Here is a 21,931-nt window from a genome sequence, read left to right on the forward strand (position 1 = left end):
GCAAGCCACACATCCATCGAAATCAGCGGCTTAGCTGCATCCTGCCGGCCGCTTACGCGATGAAGCGACCGGGCTTGCCTTCAGGGCAAACGGTCAATGATGATCGTCATCCTCATCGTCATGCTCATGTTTCAGCCATGTGCAGAGTTCGGCCGGAAGCAGTTTTTCGTAGGCATCGTCGCTGCCGACAAATTTTCCGAGGTCCCGGACGCTGACGAAGCCGACATTCGGGAAATGCTCGGCGGCATTGCGCAGGAATTCGAACTTCTCATCGCCGATACCGACCATCACGTAGTAGATCTGCGATTCAGCCCGTTCGGCCTTCTGCAGCAGTTCCCAGGCAGCGTCCCGGTCGGCATTTTCCCCGTCCGTCAGGAAATAGTTGATTGCCGGCGTGCCTGATCGCGTTTCTTCACCGAAGGCATCACGCCGCATGCCGAAGATCATGCCCAGCAGGCCGCCTGCCCATTCTTCTTCCATCAGACCATAGGTCATCAGATTCGACCGGATGACTGGACCGTAGTCCGTGCCGCCCCACAGGATCGACTCCAGTTCTTTGTTGGCGACGATTTCACGCTGAACGTAACCGTCGTAATTCTTGGCCGTGGCCGGCGTCAGAGACGCCATGTTCTGTCGGTTGGAAAACACCCAGGTATCGATACGCCCGTCATCGTCGAAATACAGAGCAACGGGAAGGATGCGCTCCAGCGCTGCCTGCACAGCGCCGGATTTGAAAAGTTCGCTCATGGAGCCAGAGACGTCGATGTTGATGCCGACCTGCGCCGGTATGCGCTCGTGAATGCCCTGCTTCTGCAAAACGAAACCGACACGGCGAACCTCTTCCTCCGGTTTCTGCAATTTGAATGTCGTCACGGCCTGTTCCTCTCCAGTTTGAATTTGCCAAGTATCCGGGTGTGAAGATTGCGAAGCGGCGTGCCTGTGCTTGCCAGCTCCGCCGATTGAGCCGTCAGCGCCGCGGAGTAGGCAGCATGCCAGGCCGGCAGGTCTTCCTGCAGCAATCCCTCCGCTGCGCGGGCGAGCGCGTCGATTTCCTGCGAGACCGCTGCAACGGTCCAGATGCTCATCTCGACGGTCGCTTTCGTCGCTGAAAGGCTTGATGTCCGCGTTTCCAGGGCTTCAGACTGCGAGGCATAATGAGCCTGCCGCTCGCGCTCGGGCAGTCGAAGGCTGCCGATGTGATGGACGAGGAATCGACCGGCAAGTATATGCGCAGCAAGATTGTTCGCGAGCGTCTTATAGGCCTTGCCGACAGCGCGCACCTGATTGGCAACGGCAACGATGTCGGGCACAAGCGTATCGAGCTCCGCCACCGATTTTCGCACCTCCGGATAGAGGCGCGAAAAGAGGCCTGCCGGGTCACGGGGCGCGGCGAGAGCTTTGACAGTGCTGAGAAAACCGCCACGGATCGCAAATACCCTGTCGGGATCGAGTTCGGTTAGGCGCTGCAGCAGCTCGGCTGAGAGCTGCCGTCCCCGCGCCAAGACGTCACTGCTGACGATCTTGAGTTCACCGTCCGCCAGCCTCCCATGCTCGGCCTGCAGAAAAGCACCGAAACGAACAACGTCATCGAAATAATGATCGTCGAGATTGATGCTGTCGACGATCCGCAACGCCGCTTTCGCAGCCGCCTCCGTTACGCTCGCATCCATGTCCTGAAGCTCAGCCACGCTGCAGGAGATGCGGCGCCTGATCTCTCCCGCGGCAAGAACCCGAGGGCGGTCGCCCTTGGGTGTCGGGGCTCGAGGCGCGCCGAACAGCACTTTCGGCTGCCGGCTCCCACCCTTCTGATCGGCAACAGGCTCGGGCGCAGCGCTTTCCGGAAAAAGCACCCTGGGTGATCCGCCCGGCTTTTTCTCCGGCGGTTCATCTGCCTTGCCGCTGGTCAAGCAGAGCCTCCGCTCAGCCGAGATAGGCCTGGATGACGTCGCCGAGACCCGCGTTCGATCCCGCGCCGACGGCATAGAATTTCCAGGATCCATCCGCCTGCTTCAGGAAGGATGCGACCTGGATCGTCGTCTTGCCGGCAAATTCCGCCGTCAGCTGATAGCGGCAGAGTTCGTCGTCCATCGCATCACAGACTTCGATATAGGCGTTCTTGACCTTGCCGAAATCCTGCTTCTTGCGCGCGGCGTCATGGATCGTTGCCCAGACGGCGAGTTCGGAGATTTCGCGCGGCAACTTCGCCAGCACGATCTTGAACTCCTCGCGAAAACCTTCGTCGTGATGGCTGCCGCCATGATGGTCTTCGTCACCATCATCGTCATCAGGCTCCGGCTTCGTGAGAGCGCCGCGTCCGGTGCGGTCGTCGCGCTCGTGCCACATCGAGCCGTCATCGGTCTGGAAGGATCCATCGGCATTCTTGGAAAGCGAGCCTTCGGGATTGCTGGAGCTGCGCACGAAGGCGTAGCACAGCGCATGCGACCCATCATTGTAGAGCCGTGCCCGGTTGGAATCGCCGCCGGGATGAACCAGCGCGAAACAATGCACGTCGAGATCGAAGGCCGGGCCGGAACCTTCCGGCGGATCCCAGACCAGTCCGGAATGAACGAGCTGGATCTCCTTCTGGATCTGGAACGACTGACCCTTGTTGAGATTGAAGGTTGCCATGCGCTTGTCTTTCTCCTGAGATCTCAGATCGGGCGGGCAGTCACGATCTGGCGTGCTTGTTCAAGCTTGGTGCGGGCAGCGGCATAGCGCTCCTTGTTGCGTTCGCCTTCGGCGACGACCTTGTCGGCGATTGCTCGGAGTCGCTGCGCGGTCCCGAGCACGAGATCGGCATCGGCAACCCGGGTTTCACCGGCCGCCTTGACGGCATTGACCGAAACATCTTCGAGCACTTGCGAGCCGTATTGCTGCAACGAAGCGCGCAATTCGCGCCGCATGGCATTGATCTGCTGAATCGACTGCATCTGGAAAAGCGCGTGCAGCCTGATGAGGATCGACTTGATATCGTTGAACTCGGCATTGGCGGAAGTGACGGTATCCGCAAGGGTCGCCAGGGCCGCACCCCGCGCAATGCCGATCGAGTCGAGATCCGTCGGCGCCTTGGCATAAGCCGTTTCGAGAACGAGCACACGGTTCTGGAAGATGTCGAGCTTCTGCGAGAAGTCGCGGGCTTCCTGAACCTTCAGCGGATCCCCGGAGACGGCCTCCTGCTTCAGCCGTTCGAGCTCCCGCATTGCGTCTGCGAGGATATGTCGGCCCGCCTCGACAAAAACGCCGAGTGACACGATGGTATCGCGATAGCCTTCTGCCAGCGTGCTCATGCGCGACACTTCGAGGATAAGCTTGCCGCTCTCCTCGTCGATCTGTGCTTCCATCGGCTTGATGAGATCGCCGAGCGACTTGGCCTTGCTCTGCAGCATGCCGCGCACTTCGTCCGTCACCGTCTTCAGCCGTTTGGCAGGATCACCGAGGCCGATCGCCATCAGCAGGCGTTCGAAGAAGCCGCCCTTCAACTTCTCCCGGATGCTTGCTTCGAGCTCCTTCAGATCCGCATCTTTCACACCTTCCCTGATCGTTCGGAAGAGTTCGAAAAGCACGGGCGACTGGGCGTTGGTAATCTGCGAGAGGATCGTATCAAGCTTGGCGCCGAAGCTGCCGATCGCCTCTTGGCCGAAAGTGATCAGCGTATGCGGCTCTGCAGTTGCCAACCGATAACGTTCTGCCAGATCACTGACATCGCCTGCCTTTTCCGGCGGAAGAACGACCGTGACGATAGCGGGCGGGCCACCCGCCGCGACCGAGGGCATCAGGTCAGTTTTCGTCTCGAGTGCCGTCGTCTTCGGTTCCGACATGGCGTCAGTCCTCTTAGTCCCCTTGCCGATACGACCCAAGAGGTCGCGCGAAAGTTACGAACACAGGTTGCATAAATCGGCTGGAATGTAATTCAAGGGATGACACTCGGCAACACGATCTCTCAGAATATCGGATGCGTTCGCAGACATTCCAACAATCGTCGCACCTGAAACTTGAAGAAACCAGAAAACTTTATATTCAATTACTTAGCCAGATCCCAACAAGCGTTGGACATTCCAGCCGCCGCAATTTGGCCACCGCCTGCATCCAAACGTTGACTTGCTGGCCATTCTGACCGCAGAAACGTCCATTATAATTTCTCCGGGGCGAAAATGACGAAACCGATCGTTGCGATTCCTGCCGATATCCGCAGTCTAGATGGCGCGACGTGGCATGCCGCCCAGCATCAGTATCTGCGCGCAGCGCTGAATGCTGCCGGTGTGATGGCCTTCATCATCCCGGCCTTCGAGGAAGGTTATGATACGGACGCAATTCTGGATCGTGTCGACGGCGTACTGGTTTCCGGCTCGGCCAGCAATGTGCATCCCTCGCTCTACGGCATCGAAGCCACCGATGCCGATGGCCCATTTGATCCGGCCCGGGACGCAATGAGCCTGCCGCTGATCCGCCGCGCAATCGACCGCGCCATCCCGCTTCTGGCGATCTGCCGCGGCATTCAGGAACTTAATGTTGCGCTGGGTGGCTCGCTCGCCAGCGAAATTCAGGAACAGCCCGGCATATGGGATCATCGCAAGCCCGATGTGACCGACCGCGACGGCATGTATGCGATCCGCCAGAGTGTCTTCGTCAAGGAGGGTTCCTGTATCGCTGGCATCATTGGCGCCGGCGAAATCCGCGTGAACTCATTGCATCGCCAGGCTATTGCCAAGACCGCGCCTCGTCTGCAGGTCGAAGCCACGGCAGAGGACGGGACCATAGAAGCAGTCTCCGTCATCGACGCCAAGGCCTTCGCCGTCGGTGTGCAATGGCACCCGGAATACTGGGCCGAAACCGACAAACCGTCCAACAGGATCTTCACGGCATTCGGCGACGCTGTCAGAGATTATGGGGCCGGCAAGCTGCCGTCACGGCCGGCGCAGGCAATCGCCTGAAACGAAAAGGCCGCCGGATCTTTCCGACGGCCTTTCTTCTTCCAGTCTATAGGCTCAGCGACCGCCTTCGATCTTGCGGTGACGCTGGTTGGTACCATTGACGCCATAAGGATATTGCCCCGGCGTCGGCGCACTGACCTCGTTGAGCCTGGTCGTCTCTTCGGCCGAAAGCACCAATTCCGCAGCGCCGAGATTGTCGGCGAGCTGTTCTGATGTGCGGGCGCCGAGAATGACCGAGGTCACGGCCGGACGCGCCGCGACCCACGAAAGCGCAACCTGTGCCATGCTGACGCCCCGCGTCTTGGCGATCTCCTCGACCGTCACGATAATATCCCAGGTCCGTTCCTGGGCATTGCGGGCCGCATAGGCCTCGCCGCCGCGATTGGGATTTTCACCGAGGCGCGTCGCACCCGTTGGCATCTCGTCGCGCCGGTATTTGCCGGTCAGCCAGCCGCCACCAAGCGGCGACCAGGGCAAAAGGCCCATGCCGGCATCCTGGCAAGCATCGACGATCTCGAGTTCGATGTCGCGCATCAGCAGGTTATATTGGGGCTGCAGGGTCACCGGGCGCGTGTAACCCTGTGCCTTGGCGACTTCAGAGGCCTTGGCAATGTGCCAGCCAACGTAGTTGGAGAAACCGTAATAGCCGATCTTGCCGGCACGGACGGCATCGTCGAGGAAGCGAAGGGTTTCCTCGATCGGTGTCAGCGCATCCCACGCATGCATCTGGTAGAGATCGATGTGCTCGACACCGAGACGGCGCAGCGAGTCGTTCAGCGCCTGATTGAGGTGGCGACGTGAAAGGCCGATATCGTTCGGCCCGTCGCCCATCGGGAAGCGGCCCTTGGTGGCGATGACAGCCTGCCGTGCCTGTGTGGGGCGGGCCTTGAGCCAGCGGCCGATGATCTCCTCCGATGCACCCGCGCTGTAGACGTCTGCCGTGTCGATGAAATTGCCGCCCCAGGCGAAGTAATCGTCGAGGATCTTGAAGGAAGCTGCCTCATCGGACTCCTTCCCGAACGTCATGGTACCCAGGCAATATGCGGTGACGATGGCCCCGCTGGGACCGAGCTTGCGATAATCCATTTCTGCCTCCTTCAGAAGTGCCGGCTGCCGGCGACAAAATGCGCCGGGCGGAGCAGACGCTCCCCGATCAAATCGCTATGTGTGTGCTTGAGACGGCGAGATGCCGCCGATGATAATCGCGGTCGCTGGGAATGACGCGGCCGGGGCTAACCATAGCCAATCCTTCCCCGCTGACCAAGTGGGAAACTGGAAAAAGACCAAGGGCAAAATAGGAATAAGCGAAAACACTCCCTTCGCCTTCACGAAAGGAGTGCGTAGAGGCCTATTGCTTGACCGGCGTTTCGGCGACCGGCGTCACCGGCTTGCCCTGCTCGAACCAGGAAATAAGGTTTTCCGCCACCAGATCCGCCATGGCATTTCGCGTTGGGATGGATGCCGAGCCGATATGTGGCACCAGCACCGTGTTCGGCGCAGAAAGCAGACCGGCCGGCACATTCGGCTCGTCATAGAAGACGTCAAGACCGGCGCCACCGATCGTCCCTCCATTAAGCGCCGCGATCAGATCATCCTCATTCACCGTCCAGCCGCGGCCGACATTGACGACGATGCCGTCAGGTCCAAGCGCGGAAAGGATGTCTGCATTGACCGTCTTATGCGTCTGCGGTGTCTTCGGCACGATCGCGACCAGCGTATCGACAGCTTCCGCAAGCCCCTTCAGCGTCGGGTGATAATCATAAGGCGCATCGGCATGACGCGAGCGCGTGTGGTAGCTGATCTTTACCTTGAAGGGTTCCAGCCGCTTTGCGATCTCAAGGCCGATGCGGCCCAGGCCATAGAGCCCGACATGCCGGCCTTTCAACGAATAGCGCGTCAGCGGATAGGCAGAGCCCGGCTTCCAGTTGCCGTCCCGCAACCAGGCTTCAGCCTTCGGCAGTTCGCGTATGGTGTTAAGCAGAAGCGCAATTGCCGTGTCTGCCACCTCATCATTGAGCACGTCAGGCGTATTGGTGACGATGATGCCCTTCGAACCTGCAAGCTTCGCATCGATACCGTCATACCCCACGCCGAAGCTGGCGACGATCTCAATGTTCGGCAGTTGCTCGAACCATACCGCCGGGAAGGCGCCACTGAGTGCCACGCCGCGGATGCGTTGCGCCGTCCCGGCATCAAGTTTCAGCGTCTCATCACGCTCGACGCTGATCACCTCGAAGCGATCCTTCAGCTGGGCGAGAACGCGATCATGTATCTTCCCGGGAACGAGAACGGCAATACGGGACATGGCTTTTCCTCTTGGCTTCGGCGGTCAGGAACGCGGCCGATAAGGGCTGGTGGACTGGCGGATACGCATTTCCGGCTTGATGAGATGGATGCCGTCAGGTTCATGGCTGCCGGCAAGTCGATCAAGTAGGGCGCGAGCCGCAAGACGTCCAACCTCTGTCTGGCCGTTCCAGACAGTGGTCAGTGCAGGTGTCGCGATCGAGGCCTCCTCCAGATCGTCATACCCGGTGACCGAAATATCGCTGCCGGGCACGAGACCGGCACGGGCGATACCGTTCATCAGTCCGATCGCGACCAGATCGTTCCAGCAGACCGCGGCTGTCGGCTTTTGCGGCAGGGACAGGAAATGCACCGCGGCTTCGAAACCGCCCTGCTTCGAGCGCGGGCCGGGAATGCGCAGGTTCGGGTCTACCTCGATACCGGCCTTGCGCAGCGCATTGACGTAACCTTGGTAGCGGTCACGCCCGGTCGAGGTCTGGTCCGTGCCGCCGATCATGGCGATCGTTCTGTGGCCAAGACCGATCAGGTGGTTGGTGGCAAGCGAGATACCGTAGCTGTCGTCGCCGCGGTAAGTCGGCACATCCTGGCTGTCCATCGAACGCGCGACCAGGATCGCCGGCATGCCGTTCTCTTCTGCGAGTTGGATGTCCTCGGGGGGCGTGCCGATAGCCGGCGACATGATGACCCCGTCGCCACCGAGTTGCAGCAGGGTTTCGATGAAGGTGCGCTGCTTCTCGACGGAATCGTAGTGATTGGAGAGAATGAAAGTGTGGCGGCTGCGGTCGAGTTCGCTTTCGATCGCCTTCAGGATTTCCCCATAGAACGGGTTCATGATGTCGTGGACGACAACGCCGATAATGCCGGAGCGCGACGTACGCAGGCTCGCGGCACGGCGATTGTAAATGTAACCGAGCGCACGCGCCTGTTCCTTGATCTTCTCCCGCGTGTTGCCGGCTACAAGGGGACTGTCACGTAAGGCCAGGGAAACGGTCGCCGTTGATATGCCGAGCGTTTCGGCGATCGTCGAAAGCTTGATCTTCTGCGCCACGTCTCCTCCTCCAGGCAACGCGTGAAGCCGATAAGAGACTGCCGCAGTGCAGCGACAGCCTTAAAAAGTTTAATTAAAAGATTTAAGCGGCGCAGGCAATTCGCCTTTTGAGGAAATTTTCAATCTTCCTCATCTTCGTCGACATGTATGGCTTCCGCCTGCAGATTGGCATCGATCGCCTTCAGCAGTCGCACCAGATTGCGGATCTCCTTTTCGGAGAAATCGAGCGTCGCCAGCTTGTCGCAGGAGGAGGCGGCAAGCTCGATCGCCTGCACGCTGCCGCGGCCGAGTTCGGTGAGATAGACCTTCGTGAGCCGGGCATCCTCGGCATCGGGCTTGCGCTCGAGGAAGCCTTGAGCCTCCATGCGGCCGATGGTGCGCGTCATGGTCGGTGCCTTCACGCCAAGCTTCTGGGCAAGCCCGCCGGCGGTCATCCCGTCGCTTTCCGCAAGGGAAAGGATCACGCCGTCTTGGCCGGCATAGAGACCGCTTTCGAGCAGGTTGCGCGACAGAACCGTGCGCATGGAGCGGGCAGCCTGCGTCAAGGCCGGCGAAAGATCGACGATCGTGTATTCGGTCTGATCCTTCTTTTTCTTGTGCTTCTTGCCGTCCTTATGCTTCTTGCCCATTGCCATCCCTTTGATCTTTAAGCACTGCCCAGGCTGCGCTATGACATTGCCCATCATCTCGTCATAAACAAGAGGCAACGCCCGTGTTGGTTCCGTCGTTCCGTTTCGAGGACAATGATCCGGCGCTCGCTCCTGAGGCCCGCCACCACTGGATCGCGGTCCTGCCGCTCGGCGCCCATGAACAGCACGGCCCGCATCTGCCCTTCGAAACCGACACATTGATCGCGCAGGGTATCGTCAACCGGCTGAAAACCGCCCTGCCGGCCGGCCTGCCTGTTACCGTACTCCCTGTCGAATCGGTCGGCTACTCCTTAGAGCACATGGATGTTGAAGGAACGAAGACGCTCGCTTTCGATACAGCCGTCAAACGCTGGCTAAAGATCGCGGATGAGCTTTCAACAATCGGAATCCAGAAGTTCGTGATGCTGAACGCCCATGGCGGCAACTCGCCACTGATGACCATCGTGGCTACGGAAGCGCGGGTGCGCTTCAACATGCTGGCGGTCGCGACCAGCTGGACCCGCTTCGGCGTCCCGGAGAATATGATTTCTCTCGGCGAAAAGGCAATCGACATCCACGGCGGCGATATTGAAACATCGGTCATGCTGGCTCTCTACCCCGATCAAGTGGACATGGGCAAAGCGGCGGTCTTCCCATCCCGTCAGACGGAGTTTACCGAACGCTTCAAACATCTGCGTGCATACGGCCCGCATGCCTTCGGCTGGAAAATGTCCGATCTCAATCCGCAGGGCGTGGCCGGCAATGCCGCAAAGGCGACCGCAGCCAAGGGCGAGGCTCTGATTGCCCATGCCGTCGGCGGGCTCGTGGAACTGCTGCGGGATGTCGATGCCTTCGACGCGCAGACGCTGCGCTGACCGTCCTACTTTCCCATCGGGCAATGTGATCTTATAACATACAAAACCCTTTGAACTGCCGCTTCCAAGCGCCTATATGAAACCGACCAATTCCGGCCCCGACGTTGCCCTCGGGGTCAAGGCCCTATTCCTAGAGGTTCTCATGACCGACGCGATCCAGACACAGCAGAAGCCCATTCCCGTTACCGTGCTCACCGGCTATCTCGGCGCGGGCAAGACGACGCTGCTCAACCGCATCCTTTCCGAAAATCACGGGAAGAAATATGCGGTCATCGTCAACGAGTTCGGCGAGATCGGCATCGACAACGACCTGATCGTCGAATCCGACGAAGAAATCTACGAAATGAACAATGGCTGTGTGTGCTGCACGGTCCGCGGCGACCTGATCCGTGTCGTCGAAGGCCTGATGCGCCGTCCCGGCCGCTTTGACGGCATCATCGTCGAAACAACTGGCCTTGCCGACCCGGTGCCGGTTGCCCAGACCTTCTTCATGGATGACGATGTCCGCGCCAAAACCGAGCTCGACGCCGTTGTTGCCCTCGTCGATGCCAAGCATCTGCCGCTGCGCCTGAAGGACAGCCGTGAAGCCGAAGACCAGATCGCCTTCGCCGACGTCGTCATCATCAACAAGACCGATCTCGTGACGCCGGAGGAACTGGCGCTGATCGAGGATATTGTGCGCGCCATCAACCCCGCCGCCCGCGTCTACAAGACGAGCCGCTCCGGCGTCGATCTCGCCCGCGTCCTGGACCAGGGTGCCTTCAATCTCGAGCGCGCACTGGAAAACGATCCGCACTTCCTCGAGCACGGTCATGACGATCATGTCTGCGGCCCGGATTGCGATCACCATCACCATGATCATGACCATCATCATCACGATCATGACCATGACCACCATCACCATGGCCAGATGTCGGCCATCCACGACGTGACGGTGCAGTCCGTTTCGCTGCGTGGCGGCGAGATGAACCCCGAGCGTTTCTTCCCCTGGATCCAGAAGATCACCCAGACGCAGGGTCCGAACATCCTTCGTCTCAAGGGCATCATCGCTTTCAAGGACGACGCCGAGCGTTATGTCGTCCAGGGCGTTCACATGATCATCGAAGGCGACCATCAGCGTCCCTGGAAGGATGGTGAAAAACACGAGACCCGTCTCGTCTTCATTGGCCGCGATCTCGATCGCGCAAAGCTCGAAGAATCCTTCAAGGCCTGCGAGGCTGCCGCCTGATGCCAACAGTTGCACCGCTTGATCTCGACGGCCACGTTCTGGCCGTCGAATTTTTAGGTGATGTCCCTTTCTTTGCGAATGCCAGCGGCACCTTTCACCGGCTCGAAGGCAGCGACAAGGTCATCGAAGCCCATCAGGGCATGCTGACGGCGATCCGCGATCCCTACAGCGAAAGCCTGATTTCGGGCGGCGAGGACGGCAAGGTGCTGCGCATCGATGCCGGCGGCAATGTCAGCGAGATCGCGTCGGCGCCGCGCAAATGGATTTCGCAGCTCGCGGCTGGCCCGCAGGGTGCGGTGGCCTATTCCCTCGGCAAGAGTACGCTCGTACGTCTCGCCGATGGCGTGACCAAGGAATTCCCCGAAGAGCGCACAGTCGAAGGCATCGCCTTCGCGCCGAAGGGCATGCGCATTGCAGCCGCCCGCTATAACGGCGTCTCGCTGCACTGGGTGGGCACAAACGCCAAGCCTGTCGATCTCGAATGGAAGGGCGCCCATACCGGCGTAACCTTCTCGCCAGACGGCAACTTCCTCGTCACGTCCATGCAGGAAAATGCGCTGCACGGCTGGAAGCTCGACGTCAAGTCCGGCACCGAAGCCCGTCATATGCGCATGACAGGCTATCCGGCCAAGGTGAAGTCGCTGTCCTGGTCCGCCAAGGGCAAGTGGCTAGCCTCCTCCGGAGCGCCGGCCGCCATCGTCTGGCCTTTCCAGGGCAAAGACGGCCCCATGGGCAAGGCGCCGCTGGAGCTCGGCACCCGGGCCAACATCATGGCGACCTCGGTAAAATTCCATCCGGCCGAGGATATCCTCGCCATCGGTTTCATCGACGGCATGATCCTCGCCGTCCGTCTCGCTGACAGCAAGGAAGCACTGCTGCGTCGCCCCGGCAAGGGCGCCATCACCGGCATGAGCTGGAGCAAGAACGGCAAGTTGCTTGCCTTCGCCTCCGAAGCCGGTGATTGCGGCGTGGTGGATATCGCGGCGGACTGATTGCCGTGGTGGTCGAAGTCGCGGCTCTGAATGCGGGACATGCGTATCAGGCGGCCATGGTGCGGCGCATCGCACTATGGCACGCATTGCCGCACCTTCCGGATTTGCATACGCCTGTGGAAGACGAAGCTTTCTGGCGAACGAATTTGCTGATGAAATGCACAGTCCTCGGCGCCTTTATCGATGATCGGCTTGCTGGCGTTATCGCCTACGGAAATGGTTGGATCGAGCAGCTCTATGTTCTGCCCGATGTTCAGGGCATCGGAATTGGCACAAGGCTTCTTTCCCTGGCAGTAAGGGATATGGACGACGTCCGCCTCTGGACCTTCCAGCAAAATCACCGCGCTCGCGCCTTCTACGAAGCACGTGGTTTTTCATCCGTCGAGGAAACCGATGGCAGCGGCAACGAGGAAGGAGAGCCTGACATGCTCTACCATTGGCATCGCCTGCCGGAACCAGTGTATAGTGCTGATAGCCTCCGCAACTGACACTTGGCTGCGCACCGATTGCAGGAACAAGGATCCGAGAATGCAAGCTTCGAACAACGCCGCCGCCAAAGAGTTGGGCGCATTCGCGTCGGTCTGGTCGGCAATCCGTGCCGAAGCAGTTGATCTCGCCGCGCGCGAACCTACGCTGCGGACTTTACTTGAAACGCAGATCATCAGTGCAGAAAGCGACACTGACATCATCGCCCGCGTGATCTCCGCGCGCCTTGCAGTGGCGAAGGTCGATGCCGAAGATCTCTTGAGCCTGTTTCACGGCATCTTGCTGGATCATGCCGATATCCGCGCCGCCATCGAAGCCGATCTTCTGGCTGTGCGCGAACGCGACCCGGCCTGCACCACCTATCTGCATGCGCTGCTGAACCTCAAGGGCTTCCACGCCCTGCAGACACACCGCATCGCCCATGCGCTTTGGATCAATGGCCGCCTCGAGATCGCCAGCTGGCTTTCCAACCTTGCTTCATTGGTCTTCGGCCCCGATATCCATCCGGCCGCAAGGATCGGTTCCTCGATCATGCTCGACCACGGCTCGGGCATTGTGATTGGCGAAACAGCTGTCATCGAGGACGAGGTCTCGATCCTTCAGAATGTCACGCTCGGCGGCACGGGCAAGGAAACGGGAGACCGCCATCCGAAGATCCGGCATGGCGTCATGATCGGCGCTGGTGCAAAAATCCTCGGCAATATCGAGATCGGTGCCTTCAGCAAGATCGCGGCCGGCAGTGTCGTGCTGAAGCCGGTGCCGGCCCATTGTACGGTCGCAGGCGTTCCGGCGGTCGTCGTGCGCATCCATCGCAATGATGAGATCCCGGCTGAGACCATGGACCAGAACATCTGACACGCCGACCGAGTTTAAGCAGCCTGCTGGCTTTCGCCTGACACTTCGACCCGGTTGCGACCCTCGCGCTTCGAGCGATAGAGCGCCTCATCCGCCATTTGCGTCAGTCGCTCGAAATCCACGGTGTTTTCGCAGCGCGTCGCAACACCAATGCTGAGCGTCGGAAAGATCGCAAGATCCGGCAGTTGCATCACCGTTGCTGCGAAGGAAAGACGGATGCGATTGGCAATTGCGACTGCCTCGTCCCGATCGACATTCCGCAGCACTGCCAGGAATTCATCCCCACCCTGTCGCGCAAGCAGATCGGCTGACCGCAGGATGGCCTTCGACACGTTCGCGAAAAGCCGCAAGACCTCGTCACCGGCGGCGTGACCGTGCCGGTCGTTCAACTGCTTGAAATTGTCGACATCGATGATGAGCAATGAGACCGGCTCACTGGCAAGCGACGGCACATGCTGGGCAAGGCCGCTGCGGTTGAGCGTCCCGGTCAGCGGATCGTGATGAGCAAGCTCGATGATCTGATTACGGCTCCGCTCGGCCGCCATCAGCACCATGGCCATACTGCGCAGCATGATGAAGGCCACGGCCGATACTGCCATCCAGCTATGGATGATACTGCCCCCGAATGGGTCCGGCCCACCGATATCACCGGTGGCGGCCAGAAAACTACGAACCGCGAAGATGGCTGCAGTCGCAACATAAAGTCCGCAAAGAATAGCAGCCGAATAGAGTTTCTCACGGCGGGCGATACCTGCCGCCTCCCTCACGATGGTCAGGTCACAAAGACAGCAGATTACCGAAACATAGAGCAGGCGTTCGGATATCGCCGCCGGATCGCTGATAAAGAGTGCTACCGGCAGGCTGCCGAAGACGATCACGATCCAGGAATAGCGCCGGTCGATCGGATGTCCCGCAAAGGCGCGGACAGCAAAGAACATCAGCATGTAGCCAACGATGGTCAGCACGTTGCCCGCATCGATGGAGACATAATAGGGAACGAGATTGCGCAGCGCGACGAGGAAGGAGCCGATGCCGACGAGCAGGTTGCTGGCGCCCCACCACAGCGGCCAGCGTTCGAAACGGCCGGTCGCATAGGCGGCGAACTGGAGCGCGCTCAGAACAACGCAGCTCACAGCAACGATGAAATAAATTGTCCGCAGATCCAGCAGCATCGAGCCTGTCCCGAAGTCCCACGCCGCGAACCCTACAGGAAGCGATTTGCAGTTTGATTGGACGCTTCGCTAAAAATTTAGCGACCGCCAGTTCTCTGCGTCAGGCGGCGCACACCATACCGGTGATCTCCGCCATCAGGCAATGCAGCAAATCCCGACTGCCATTGCACGCCGAAGGCCGGCTCGGCGATTCACGCGGACGGGGAACTTCATGATCCGCGCACTGGCCACTTGCAGTCCCGCGAAGCGGCACGACATAGTACCGCACAAGCCCAAACGCGCATCTGGAGGAGACAGCATGGCTCGCGTCGTCGTCATTGGAGCAACAGGACATGTCGGCACCTATCTCGTGCCCCGCCTTGTCGAGGCCGGCCATGAGGTAGTGGCGATCAGCCGGGGCGCGGCCACGCCCTACAAGGCGAGCGACGCGTGGAACCGTGTCGATATCAGGCGCCTGGATCGTGCGGCGCTCGAGGCGGAGGGCCGCTTCGGCCACGAGGTTCGCGCGCTGGGAGGCGAGATCGTCATCGACATGATCTGCTTCACGCCTGACAGCAACAAACAACTCGTGACTGCCCTCGAAGGCCATGTCAGCCATTTTCTTCATACCGGCACGATCTGGACGCACGGTTTCTCGGCTGTGGTGCCAACCCCGGAGGAGGCGCCGAAGAAGCCTTTTGGTGACTATGGCGTGAATAAAGCCGCGATCGAATCCTATCTGCTCGGGATGGCGCGGGAGAGGAATTTCCCTGTAACCCTTATCCATCCGGGCCATATTGTCGGCCCTGGCTGGAATCCGCTGAACCCGGCAGGTCATTTCAATCCCGACGTATTCGCGACGCTGGCGCGCGGCGAAATACTGGCTCTGCCAAATTTCGGCATGGAAACCGTGCATCACGTCCATGCCGACGACATTGCCGAACTCTTCATGGCGGCCATCGCAAAACCGCAGGCCGCATTCGGCGAGGCATTCCATGCAGTTTCGGAAAAAGCGGTAACGCTGCGCGGTTATGCCGAAGCCATGGCCGCCTGGTTCGGCAAGGAAGCCAGGCTGGAGTTCCTCCCTTACGAAGCCTGGGCGGAAAGACAGCACCCGGAAGAGGCGAAAGCCACCTGGGAACATGTTGCCCGCAGCCCCAACTGCTCGATGGAAAAAGCCCGCCGGCTACTCGGATTCACGCCGCGGCACAGCTCGCTGCAAGCGGTGCAGGAAGCTGTCCGCTGGCTGATCGACAATGGCAGGGTCGACGCAAAGGCTGCCTGAGCGATCAGAACCCCTGAAACAAAAAAGCCCCTCCCGGAGATGGGGGGGCTTGCCGGTCAGGCCGCCTTCCGGACCGGTGCACTGGCCAGCATGCGCCCCGACGGGACGATCATACCGGCTGCGCCGCCAAGCCAGCCCCCGACGAACTCAAGCGCCAGAAAGCGAGAGCGTTCGAAGGGGCCGGGCATGACGAGGTGACGAGCCTTCTCGGCGCAAAAGCCGAAACGCTCGTAATATTCCGCGTCGCCGACGAGCAGGACTGCGCCGTGACCACGGTTCTTTGCTTCGAGAAGTGCTGCGCGCATCAGCGCCGAGCCGATGCCCTTTCCACCATGCTTGCCGTCGACCGCGAGTGGGCCGAGCAGCAGCGCGTCGAGGGCCGAGCCTTCCTGGTTGATACCGGCCTCAACATTCCACAGACGAACCGTGCCGATCACACGGCCGTCGCGATCGCGGGCGACGAGCGCCAGGCCTTCGGCCGGCACGCGGTTGCGACGGATCGCTTCCGACGACTTCTTGCGGCGTTCCGGACCCATGACACGATCGAGCAGGGTTTCGCGAGCGACGACGTCGGACGGATTTTCCGCGTCGATGGTAAAAGTAACAGGCGCAAAGAATGCGCGGACAGAATCAAGAACAGCGGCCATCTTGGCCTCCCGTACCCAATACCGTTATCAGCGGTGACTTCGGAGAATTGTGAATTTGCCGCCCCGGCTGGTCACGGGGCTGGCGGAAACAAGACCTTAGATGACGTAGGCCTTCAGCGGCTCGAAGCCGTTGAAAGCGACCGCCGAGTAGGTCGTCGTGTAAGCGCCGGTGCCTTCGATCAGAACCTCGTCGCCGATCGTCAGAGACATTGGCAGCGGATAGAGGTTCTTTTCGTACAGCACGTCGGCCGAGTCGCAGGTCGGGCCGGCGATCACGCAGGGCTCCATCTCGTCGCCGTCACGCTCGGTGCGGATCGGGTAGCGGATGGCCTCGTCCATGGTTTCGGCGAGACCGCCGAACTTGCCGATGTCGAGGAAGACCCAGCGAGCGTCGTCATTGTCAGACTTCTTCGAAATCAGAACGACTTCAGCCTTGATCACGCCTGCATTGCCGACCATGCCACGGCCCGGCTCGATGATCGTCTGCGGGATCTGGTTGCCGAAATGCGTGCGCAGCGCCTGGTAGATCGACTTGCCGTAAGCTTCTGCCGACGGAACGTCGCGCAGGTACTTGGTCGGGAAGCCGCCGCCCATGTTGACCATCTGCAGGTGGATACCCTGCTTGGCAAGCTGGACGAAGACGCGCTTGGCATCGGCCAGAGCTGAATCCCAGGCATCGACCTTGGTCATCTGCGAGCCGACATGGAACGACACGCCGTAAGACTGCAGGCCGAGCTGATGAGCGTAGACGAGAACGTCGACGGCCATCTGCGGAACGCAGCCGAACTTGCGCGACAGCGGCCATTCAGCACCTTCGCCATCGGTCAGAACGCGGCAGAAAACGCGCGCGCCCGGAGCAGCGCGGGAAATCTTCTCGACTTCTTCATGGCTGTCGACTGCGAAGAGGCTGACGCCGAGTGCATGCGCACGGGCAACGTCGCGTTCCTTCTTGATCGTGTTGCCGTAGGAGATACGGGCCGCGGTCGCACCGGCTTCGAGCGCCATTTCGATTTCTGCGACGGACGCGCAATCGAAGTTGGAGCCGAGGCCTGCGAGCAGCTTCAGGACTTCCGGAGCCGGGTTTGCCTTGACGGCGTAATAGATCGCGCTGTCCGGCATGGCGTGACGGAAGGCGTGGAAATTGTCTTTGACGACGTCGAGGTCAACCACGAGGCAGGGACCGTCGGGACGTCGGGTTGCGAGAAAGTCGCGGATGCGCTGGGTGGTCATATCGATTCCCTCTTCCAATTCCAGAGCTCCGGCGTCAACCGGAGGACAAAGGGCATGCAAGAACCGCTCAGGAACCAGCCGGTGGAGACCCCGGATCCTTGACGGCGCTTGATGCGCGGATAGTGAACCAACGCCGCGAATGCGGTATGGGTTCGGCTTTGTCTGCCATGGATTGGAGGGAATATCCCTGCCGCACTTCCGGCAATGAAGGTGTGCCTCTTCAGTAACCCCCGCTGATGGAAAGCAGGGAGAGAACAAAAAGGCCCGCACCGTCGTTGCTTCAGGCGTCCTCGCATTTTCCGGTTGGCCGGAATAGCGACTGGAGGGGTTAATTCCAGGTACCTTACCGATTTCCTCACCAATTCGAGGGTTCGGCGGACACCCATGGGCACGTGCGACTTTGGGCTGAGTGGGAAATAAGAATATTCGCCTTCACAATCAAGAGAAATTTTGCCCTGCGGCCCAAAAAAGATAATTGAACGATGAAGGACAATTTGTTCAACCTCATTCAACAGATTTGGAGGACCGCCCATGGACACCCTGACCCGCATACGTGCCTTCATCGATGTTGTTGAAGCAGAAGGCTTTTCCGCCGCGGCGCGTCGTACCGGGCGCTCCAAGGCGCTGCTCTCGAAATACGTGCGTGAACTGGAGGATGAGCTCGGCGCGCTTCTGCTCAATCGCACCACCCGGCAATTCTCCATGACCGAGGCCGGCCATACCTATTATCGCACCGCTTCCGACATCCTGAAGGAGATCGACAACCTCGCTGATCTCGTGCGCGAGAACAACGCGCAGCTGAAGGGGCGCCTCAAGGTTTCCGTGCCACGCACTTTCGTCGATGCCGATGTCGGACAGTCCCTGATCGATTTCGCCAAGGAGAATCCGAACCTGCAACTGGAGATCGCCGCCGACGACCGTTTCGTCGACCTGATCGAGGAAGGCTTCGACGTCGCCGTCCGCGTCACCAAACTCGAAGATTCCGGTATGATTGCCCGCAAGATCTCCGATTTCCGCGTCCATATCTGCGCCACCCCGGAATTCCTCGAACGCTACCCAAACATCGAGCACCCGAGCGATATCTCCAACGTGCCCTTCATCGTCGATACCAATTCCCGCAACCAGGCAAGCATCCGCTTCTACGATCCCGACAGCACCTCCTTTGCGGTCGCAGTTTCCGGCCCGATGGAAGTCAACAGCCCGCACGCGACATTGCGCGCCGCGCTGTCGGGGATCGGTATTGCGCTGATTCCAGACTTCATCGCTCGCAAACCGATCGAGGACGGAAGGCTGGTGACCTTGTTCAATGACTATATTCCGACTGACCGTGGCATCTATGCCGTCTATCCCCACCGGCGCTATCTGCCGGCGAAGGTCAGGATCTTCGTCGACTACCTCTCTAACTGGTTCAAGAAACATCCCTGACGTCAGTGGATGGACGTGCCCAAGCGTCGCAGGTCCGGTCCCAATTCCGTCCCATTTTCTGGTGAGAAAATCACCCCAACCGAACAGGGCAGCGGGGCAGCATGAAACGATCGACACTATTGACGGCTGGGCTTTTGTCACTGGCCCCCGCCACCGCCTTCGCCCATCCGCATATTTTCGTGGAAGCAAGGCTCGAGGTTGTCGCAGCCCCTGACGGCAGCATTCAGGAGTTGCGCAACGTCTGGCGCTTCGACGAGGTCTTCTCCTCCTCCGTCGTCATGGACTTCGACAAGAATACCGATCTGAAGCTGGAGCCGAACGAGCTTGCCGAAGTGGGCAAGACCGTTCGGGATTCGCTTGCAGATTACGACTACTACATGAACCTGACGATCGACGGGAAAAACATAAAAGTCGAAAAGCCCGAAATCATCCATGTCGACTACAAGGAAGGGCAGCTCCTGATGTTCTTCGCCGTCAAGCCGGTGGAGAAGATGCCGCTGAAAGGCAAGCTGACTTTCGGCGTCTATGATCCGACGCTCTATACCTCGATCGACTTCCCGACCGACAACGAACTCGCCGTGGTCGGCGACGGCTTCAAGACCTGCAAGCACGCGGTCGTGCGCCCGGACGCGGACGAGGTAATTTCGGAAAACAAGCAGTCACTGACCGACGCTTTCTTCAACGATCCAACCGGCACCAATATGTCGAAGCTCTTCGCCACACGGCTGGAGGTCACATGCTGATAAAACGCCTGCCCCTTGCCCTGCTTGCGCTCACCGTCGTGGCCACCGCCGCCCATGCGCAATCGCCGCTTGGCATCGGCACGGCGGAGCCAAGCTTCCAGCCGACGGGCGGGCCGCTGGCACCTCTTTTCCTGTACGTGAACTACGAGCAGCAAGCCTTCTATCGCGCGCTGACCGGCGCGCTGAAAGCCATGCGCGAAGACCCCTGGCAACTATCCTCGCTGATCGGTCTTTCTTTCGCCTATGGCGTGTTTCATGCCGCCGGCCCGGGCCACGGCAAAGCCGTCATCTCATCCTACATGATCGCCAACGAAGTCGAGCTTCGACGTGGCGTCGTCATCTCCTTCATCTCAGCCTTCGTCCAGGGCGTCATGGCCGTCGTGCTCGTCGGCGCCGCGTGGCTGGTGCTGCGCGGCACCGGCATCACGCTGACCATGGCAACACAGGCCATGGAAATCGCAAGCTTCGTGATGGTCATCCTTTTCGGCTGCTGGCTGCTTTTCCGCAAGCTACGCTCGATGGCTGGTCAACTGCCGCGTCGCCGGCTCATGGCAACGCCGGCGGGGCCCGTCAGCATGATGCTGGACTGGAAGGACAATGCGAGCGAGCGCCAGAGCGCCAGTTTCAGCTTCAACGGCAAGGCGCAGGCCGTGGACCCGGGCCATACCTACGTGCCGGGCATGGTCTGCGAGACCTGCGGCAATTCGCACTTGCCCGATCCCTCGCTGGTCAGCGGCGACAAGTTCAGCGCCCGTGAGGCGTGGTCTGCCGTTATCGCTGTGGGCTTACGCCCCTGCTCCGGCGCATTGCTGGTCATGACCTTCTCGCTGTTGAACGGGCTTTATCTTGGCGGCGTGCTCTCGGTCGTCGCTATGTCGCTTGGCACCGCCATTACCGTTGCGATTCTTGCCACGCTCGCCGTGACGGCCAAGAGCACGGCCGTACGCCTCGCCGGCCGTGGTTCGTTCGCCTCAATCTGGATCGGCAATACGATCGAGATAGCAGGCGCGCTTCTTGTGATCCTGATGGGTATATTGTTGCTCGGAGCCTCCCTGCAGGGATAGCCTCACGGCTTTCTGCTGCGCTGGTAGCGTGCTCGCAGCCAAAATATGCCGAAGAAACACATCAGCAGGCAGACGCCGACGATGACTGCCAATATCGGCGAAAAACTGCCGATCCACAGCACGATGGTCGGCAGGAAATAGATCACCAGCCCGGCACAAACCAGAATGATAGCGGCTGCAATCGCCTGCGAACGGCTTTCCGGGCTCATGGCCATGGGTCACTCCTCTTGTCCGGGAGTGGATAGGCCAGCCGCCCCGCAAAGGCAACCGGCCCTGATGTCACTGGACCCGCAGATTGCTGCGAGTTCTCAAGATCACTGTGAGAGAGTGACCTTGGCAGAGGAAACCGTCGCTTCGATGTGATCGACCAGCTGATCGGGCAGGCCGAGCCGGCCCGCAAGCAGATCGAGATAGCCGCGTTCGGCCCGTGAATCCGGCTCTATCGTCAGGCGCGAGGCGGTGTAGAGCTCGACTTTCTGCTCCTCCGTCACCGCCGCCGCGACAAGCGCATCGATATCGGTCGGCTCCGAAAGCTCACGTTCGATGAAGCTCGCTGCCTCGCCGCTGATGTCCGCGGCCTTGACCTTGTCCATGATGAGGACGCGTTCCGCATCGTCGATATGACCGTCGGCCTTGGCAGCAGCGATCATGGCGCGGATAAGAACCAGTACGAACTCATTGCTGGTCGCTGGTGAGGCCGTACCGAAGCCGGATTCTGCAGGCGGAGGCAGGAGAACGGGATTGTTTGCCGTCGGCGCATCGGAGGGTGCTGCAGGCGCCTGCCCTGCCTGATAGTTCTTCCAGGCCTGATAGCCGAGGCCCGCAATGGCTGCGAGACCGCCGATGGTAACGGCATTGCCTGCGATACTGCGGCCGGTCTTGGTACCGAGAAGCACAGCGGCAAGCGCACCGGTCTTTAATGGATTATCCTTCGCCACCTGGATCGCGTCGCCGGCACGGTCGCGTACGCTGCCGCCCACACCCGGGATCTGCGATCCCAGAAACTGGTCGAGTAGTTTCTTCGCGTCGAACATGTCC

Annotated in this window: 23 protein-coding genes; 10 read left to right on the top strand and 13 right to left on the bottom strand. The window is 60.1% G+C overall.

Annotated features, from left to right (window positions below):
- Positions 1-93: 93 nt before the first annotated feature.
- Genes FHX06_RS29910 through FHX06_RS29925 form a run of 4 tightly spaced genes read right to left on the bottom strand, consistent with a single transcriptional unit; the run spans position 94 to position 3,818 of the window.
- Positions 94-873, bottom strand: a complete 780-nt coding sequence (locus tag FHX06_RS29910) for a VWA domain-containing protein (protein ID WP_113117250.1) — start codon at positions 871-873, stop codon at positions 94-96.
- Positions 870-1,907: a hypothetical protein gene (locus tag FHX06_RS29915; RefSeq protein ID WP_183881880.1), complete on the bottom strand. Its 1,038-nt coding sequence runs from the start codon at positions 1,905-1,907 to the stop codon at positions 870-872. The genes FHX06_RS29910 and FHX06_RS29915 overlap by 4 nt, the downstream gene beginning before the upstream one ends.
- 13 nt (positions 1,908-1,920) lie before the next feature.
- Positions 1,921-2,628, bottom strand: a complete 708-nt coding sequence (locus FHX06_RS29920) for a TerD family protein (RefSeq protein ID WP_183881882.1) — start codon at positions 2,626-2,628, stop codon at positions 1,921-1,923.
- Positions 2,629-2,651: 23 nt separating this feature from the next.
- Positions 2,652-3,818 (bottom strand): toxic anion resistance protein, encoded by a 1,167-nt coding sequence (locus tag FHX06_RS29925; RefSeq protein ID WP_183881884.1) that lies wholly within the window; start codon positions 3,816-3,818, stop codon positions 2,652-2,654.
- 333 nt (positions 3,819-4,151) lie between these two features.
- Here FHX06_RS29925 and FHX06_RS29930 point away from each other — a divergent pair, with 333 nt between their 5' ends.
- Positions 4,152-4,931: a gamma-glutamyl-gamma-aminobutyrate hydrolase family protein gene (locus tag FHX06_RS29930; protein ID WP_183881886.1), complete on the top strand. Its 780-nt coding sequence runs from the start codon at positions 4,152-4,154 to the stop codon at positions 4,929-4,931.
- Positions 4,932-4,985: 54 nt separating this feature from the next.
- Here FHX06_RS29930 and FHX06_RS29935 read toward each other — a convergent pair whose 3' ends face one another.
- The 4 genes from FHX06_RS29935 to FHX06_RS29950 form a co-directional block, all read right to left on the bottom strand.
- Positions 4,986-6,017 (bottom strand): aldo/keto reductase, encoded by a 1,032-nt coding sequence (locus tag FHX06_RS29935; protein ID WP_112544246.1) that lies wholly within the window; start codon positions 6,015-6,017, stop codon positions 4,986-4,988.
- A gap of 262 nt (positions 6,018-6,279) precedes the next feature.
- Positions 6,280-7,236 carry a 2-hydroxyacid dehydrogenase gene (locus FHX06_RS29940; RefSeq protein WP_183881888.1) on the bottom strand — a complete coding sequence of 319 codons (957 nt, stop codon included), beginning with the start codon at positions 7,234-7,236 and terminating at the stop codon, positions 6,280-6,282.
- Positions 7,237-7,260: 24 nt separating this feature from the next.
- On the bottom strand, positions 7,261-8,283 hold the full coding sequence (locus FHX06_RS29945) for a LacI family DNA-binding transcriptional regulator (protein ID WP_112544249.1): 1,023 nt from the start codon (positions 8,281-8,283) through the stop codon (positions 7,261-7,263).
- Between the two features lie 119 nt (positions 8,284-8,402).
- Complete coding sequence (locus tag FHX06_RS29950; protein ID WP_112544251.1) at positions 8,403-8,912, bottom strand: MarR family winged helix-turn-helix transcriptional regulator; 510 nt, start codon at positions 8,910-8,912, stop codon at positions 8,403-8,405.
- A gap of 83 nt (positions 8,913-8,995) precedes the next feature.
- On the opposite strand from FHX06_RS29950, the gene FHX06_RS29955 reads away from it, so the two are divergent.
- The 5 genes from FHX06_RS29955 to cysE all read left to right on the top strand — a co-directional run bounded on the left by FHX06_RS29955 (position 8,996) and on the right by cysE (position 13,348).
- On the top strand, positions 8,996-9,787 hold the full coding sequence (locus FHX06_RS29955; protein WP_183881890.1) for a creatininase family protein: 792 nt from the start codon (positions 8,996-8,998) through the stop codon (positions 9,785-9,787).
- A 142-nt stretch (positions 9,788-9,929) separates the two neighbouring features.
- Positions 9,930-11,015 carry a CobW family GTP-binding protein gene (locus FHX06_RS29960; protein WP_113015565.1) on the top strand — a complete coding sequence of 362 codons (1,086 nt, stop codon included), beginning with the start codon at positions 9,930-9,932 and terminating at the stop codon, positions 11,013-11,015.
- The gene (locus FHX06_RS29965) at positions 11,015-12,007 is read left to right on the top strand and encodes a WD40 repeat domain-containing protein (protein WP_183881892.1); all 993 of its coding nucleotides are present in this window, start codon (positions 11,015-11,017) and stop codon (positions 12,005-12,007) included. The genes FHX06_RS29960 and FHX06_RS29965 overlap by 1 nt, the downstream gene beginning before the upstream one ends.
- Positions 12,008-12,063: 56 nt before the next feature.
- Positions 12,064-12,495: a GNAT family N-acetyltransferase gene (locus tag FHX06_RS29970; protein WP_183881989.1), complete on the top strand. Its 432-nt coding sequence runs from the start codon at positions 12,064-12,066 to the stop codon at positions 12,493-12,495.
- A 40-nt stretch (positions 12,496-12,535) separates the two neighbouring features.
- A complete protein-coding gene (gene cysE / locus FHX06_RS29975) occupies positions 12,536-13,348 on the top strand; it encodes a serine O-acetyltransferase (RefSeq protein WP_183881894.1) in 813 nt (270 codons plus the stop codon).
- 14 nt (positions 13,349-13,362) lie between these two features.
- Here the strand turns inward: cysE and FHX06_RS29980 are convergent, their stop codons facing one another.
- Positions 13,363-14,520 (bottom strand): GGDEF domain-containing protein, encoded by a 1,158-nt coding sequence (locus tag FHX06_RS29980; protein ID WP_183881896.1) that lies wholly within the window; start codon positions 14,518-14,520, stop codon positions 13,363-13,365.
- A 298-nt stretch (positions 14,521-14,818) separates the two neighbouring features.
- Between FHX06_RS29980 and FHX06_RS29985 the strand changes: the two genes are divergently transcribed.
- Positions 14,819-15,784, top strand: a complete 966-nt coding sequence (locus FHX06_RS29985) for an NAD-dependent epimerase/dehydratase family protein (protein ID WP_183881898.1) — start codon at positions 14,819-14,821, stop codon at positions 15,782-15,784.
- Positions 15,785-15,840: 56 nt separating this feature from the next.
- On the opposite strand, the gene FHX06_RS29990 is transcribed toward FHX06_RS29985, so the two are convergent.
- Together FHX06_RS29990 and odc2 are read right to left on the bottom strand one after the other, a co-directional pair.
- Positions 15,841-16,431, bottom strand: coding sequence for a GNAT family N-acetyltransferase (locus FHX06_RS29990; protein ID WP_183881900.1), 591 nt, complete (start codon positions 16,429-16,431; stop codon positions 15,841-15,843).
- Positions 16,432-16,527: 96 nt separating this feature from the next.
- Entirely contained in the window at positions 16,528-17,661 is a 1,134-nt protein-coding gene (gene odc2, locus FHX06_RS29995; protein ID WP_112544264.1) for an ornithine/lysine decarboxylase, read from the bottom strand.
- 531 nt (positions 17,662-18,192) lie between these two features.
- Here odc2 and FHX06_RS30000 point away from each other — a divergent pair.
- The 3 genes from FHX06_RS30000 (at position 18,193) to FHX06_RS30010 (ending at position 20,893) form a co-directional block, all read left to right on the top strand.
- Positions 18,193-19,086: a LysR family transcriptional regulator gene (locus FHX06_RS30000; protein ID WP_183881902.1), complete on the top strand. Its 894-nt coding sequence runs from the start codon at positions 18,193-18,195 to the stop codon at positions 19,084-19,086.
- A gap of 101 nt (positions 19,087-19,187) precedes the next feature.
- Positions 19,188-19,829, top strand: coding sequence for a DUF1007 family protein (locus FHX06_RS30005; protein ID WP_112544268.1), 642 nt, complete (start codon positions 19,188-19,190; stop codon positions 19,827-19,829).
- Positions 19,823-20,893, top strand: a complete 1,071-nt coding sequence (locus FHX06_RS30010; protein WP_183881904.1) for a nickel/cobalt transporter — start codon at positions 19,823-19,825, stop codon at positions 20,891-20,893. Before FHX06_RS30005 ends, FHX06_RS30010 begins: the two co-directional genes overlap by 7 nt.
- Positions 20,894-20,895: 2 nt before the next feature.
- Here the strand turns inward: FHX06_RS30010 and FHX06_RS30015 are convergent, their stop codons facing one another.
- Positions 20,896-21,102, bottom strand: coding sequence for a hypothetical protein (locus FHX06_RS30015; protein WP_113015563.1), 207 nt, complete (start codon positions 21,100-21,102; stop codon positions 20,896-20,898).
- A 105-nt stretch (positions 21,103-21,207) separates the two neighbouring features.
- Entirely contained in the window at positions 21,208-21,927 is a 720-nt protein-coding gene (locus FHX06_RS30020) for a tellurite resistance TerB family protein (protein WP_113211900.1), read from the bottom strand.
- Positions 21,928-21,931: the final 4 nt, after the last annotated feature.

The sequence above is a fragment of the Rhizobium sp. BK512 genome (assembly GCF_014194915.1).
In the GTDB taxonomy this organism is placed as follows: Bacteria; Pseudomonadota; Alphaproteobacteria; order Rhizobiales; family Rhizobiaceae; genus Rhizobium.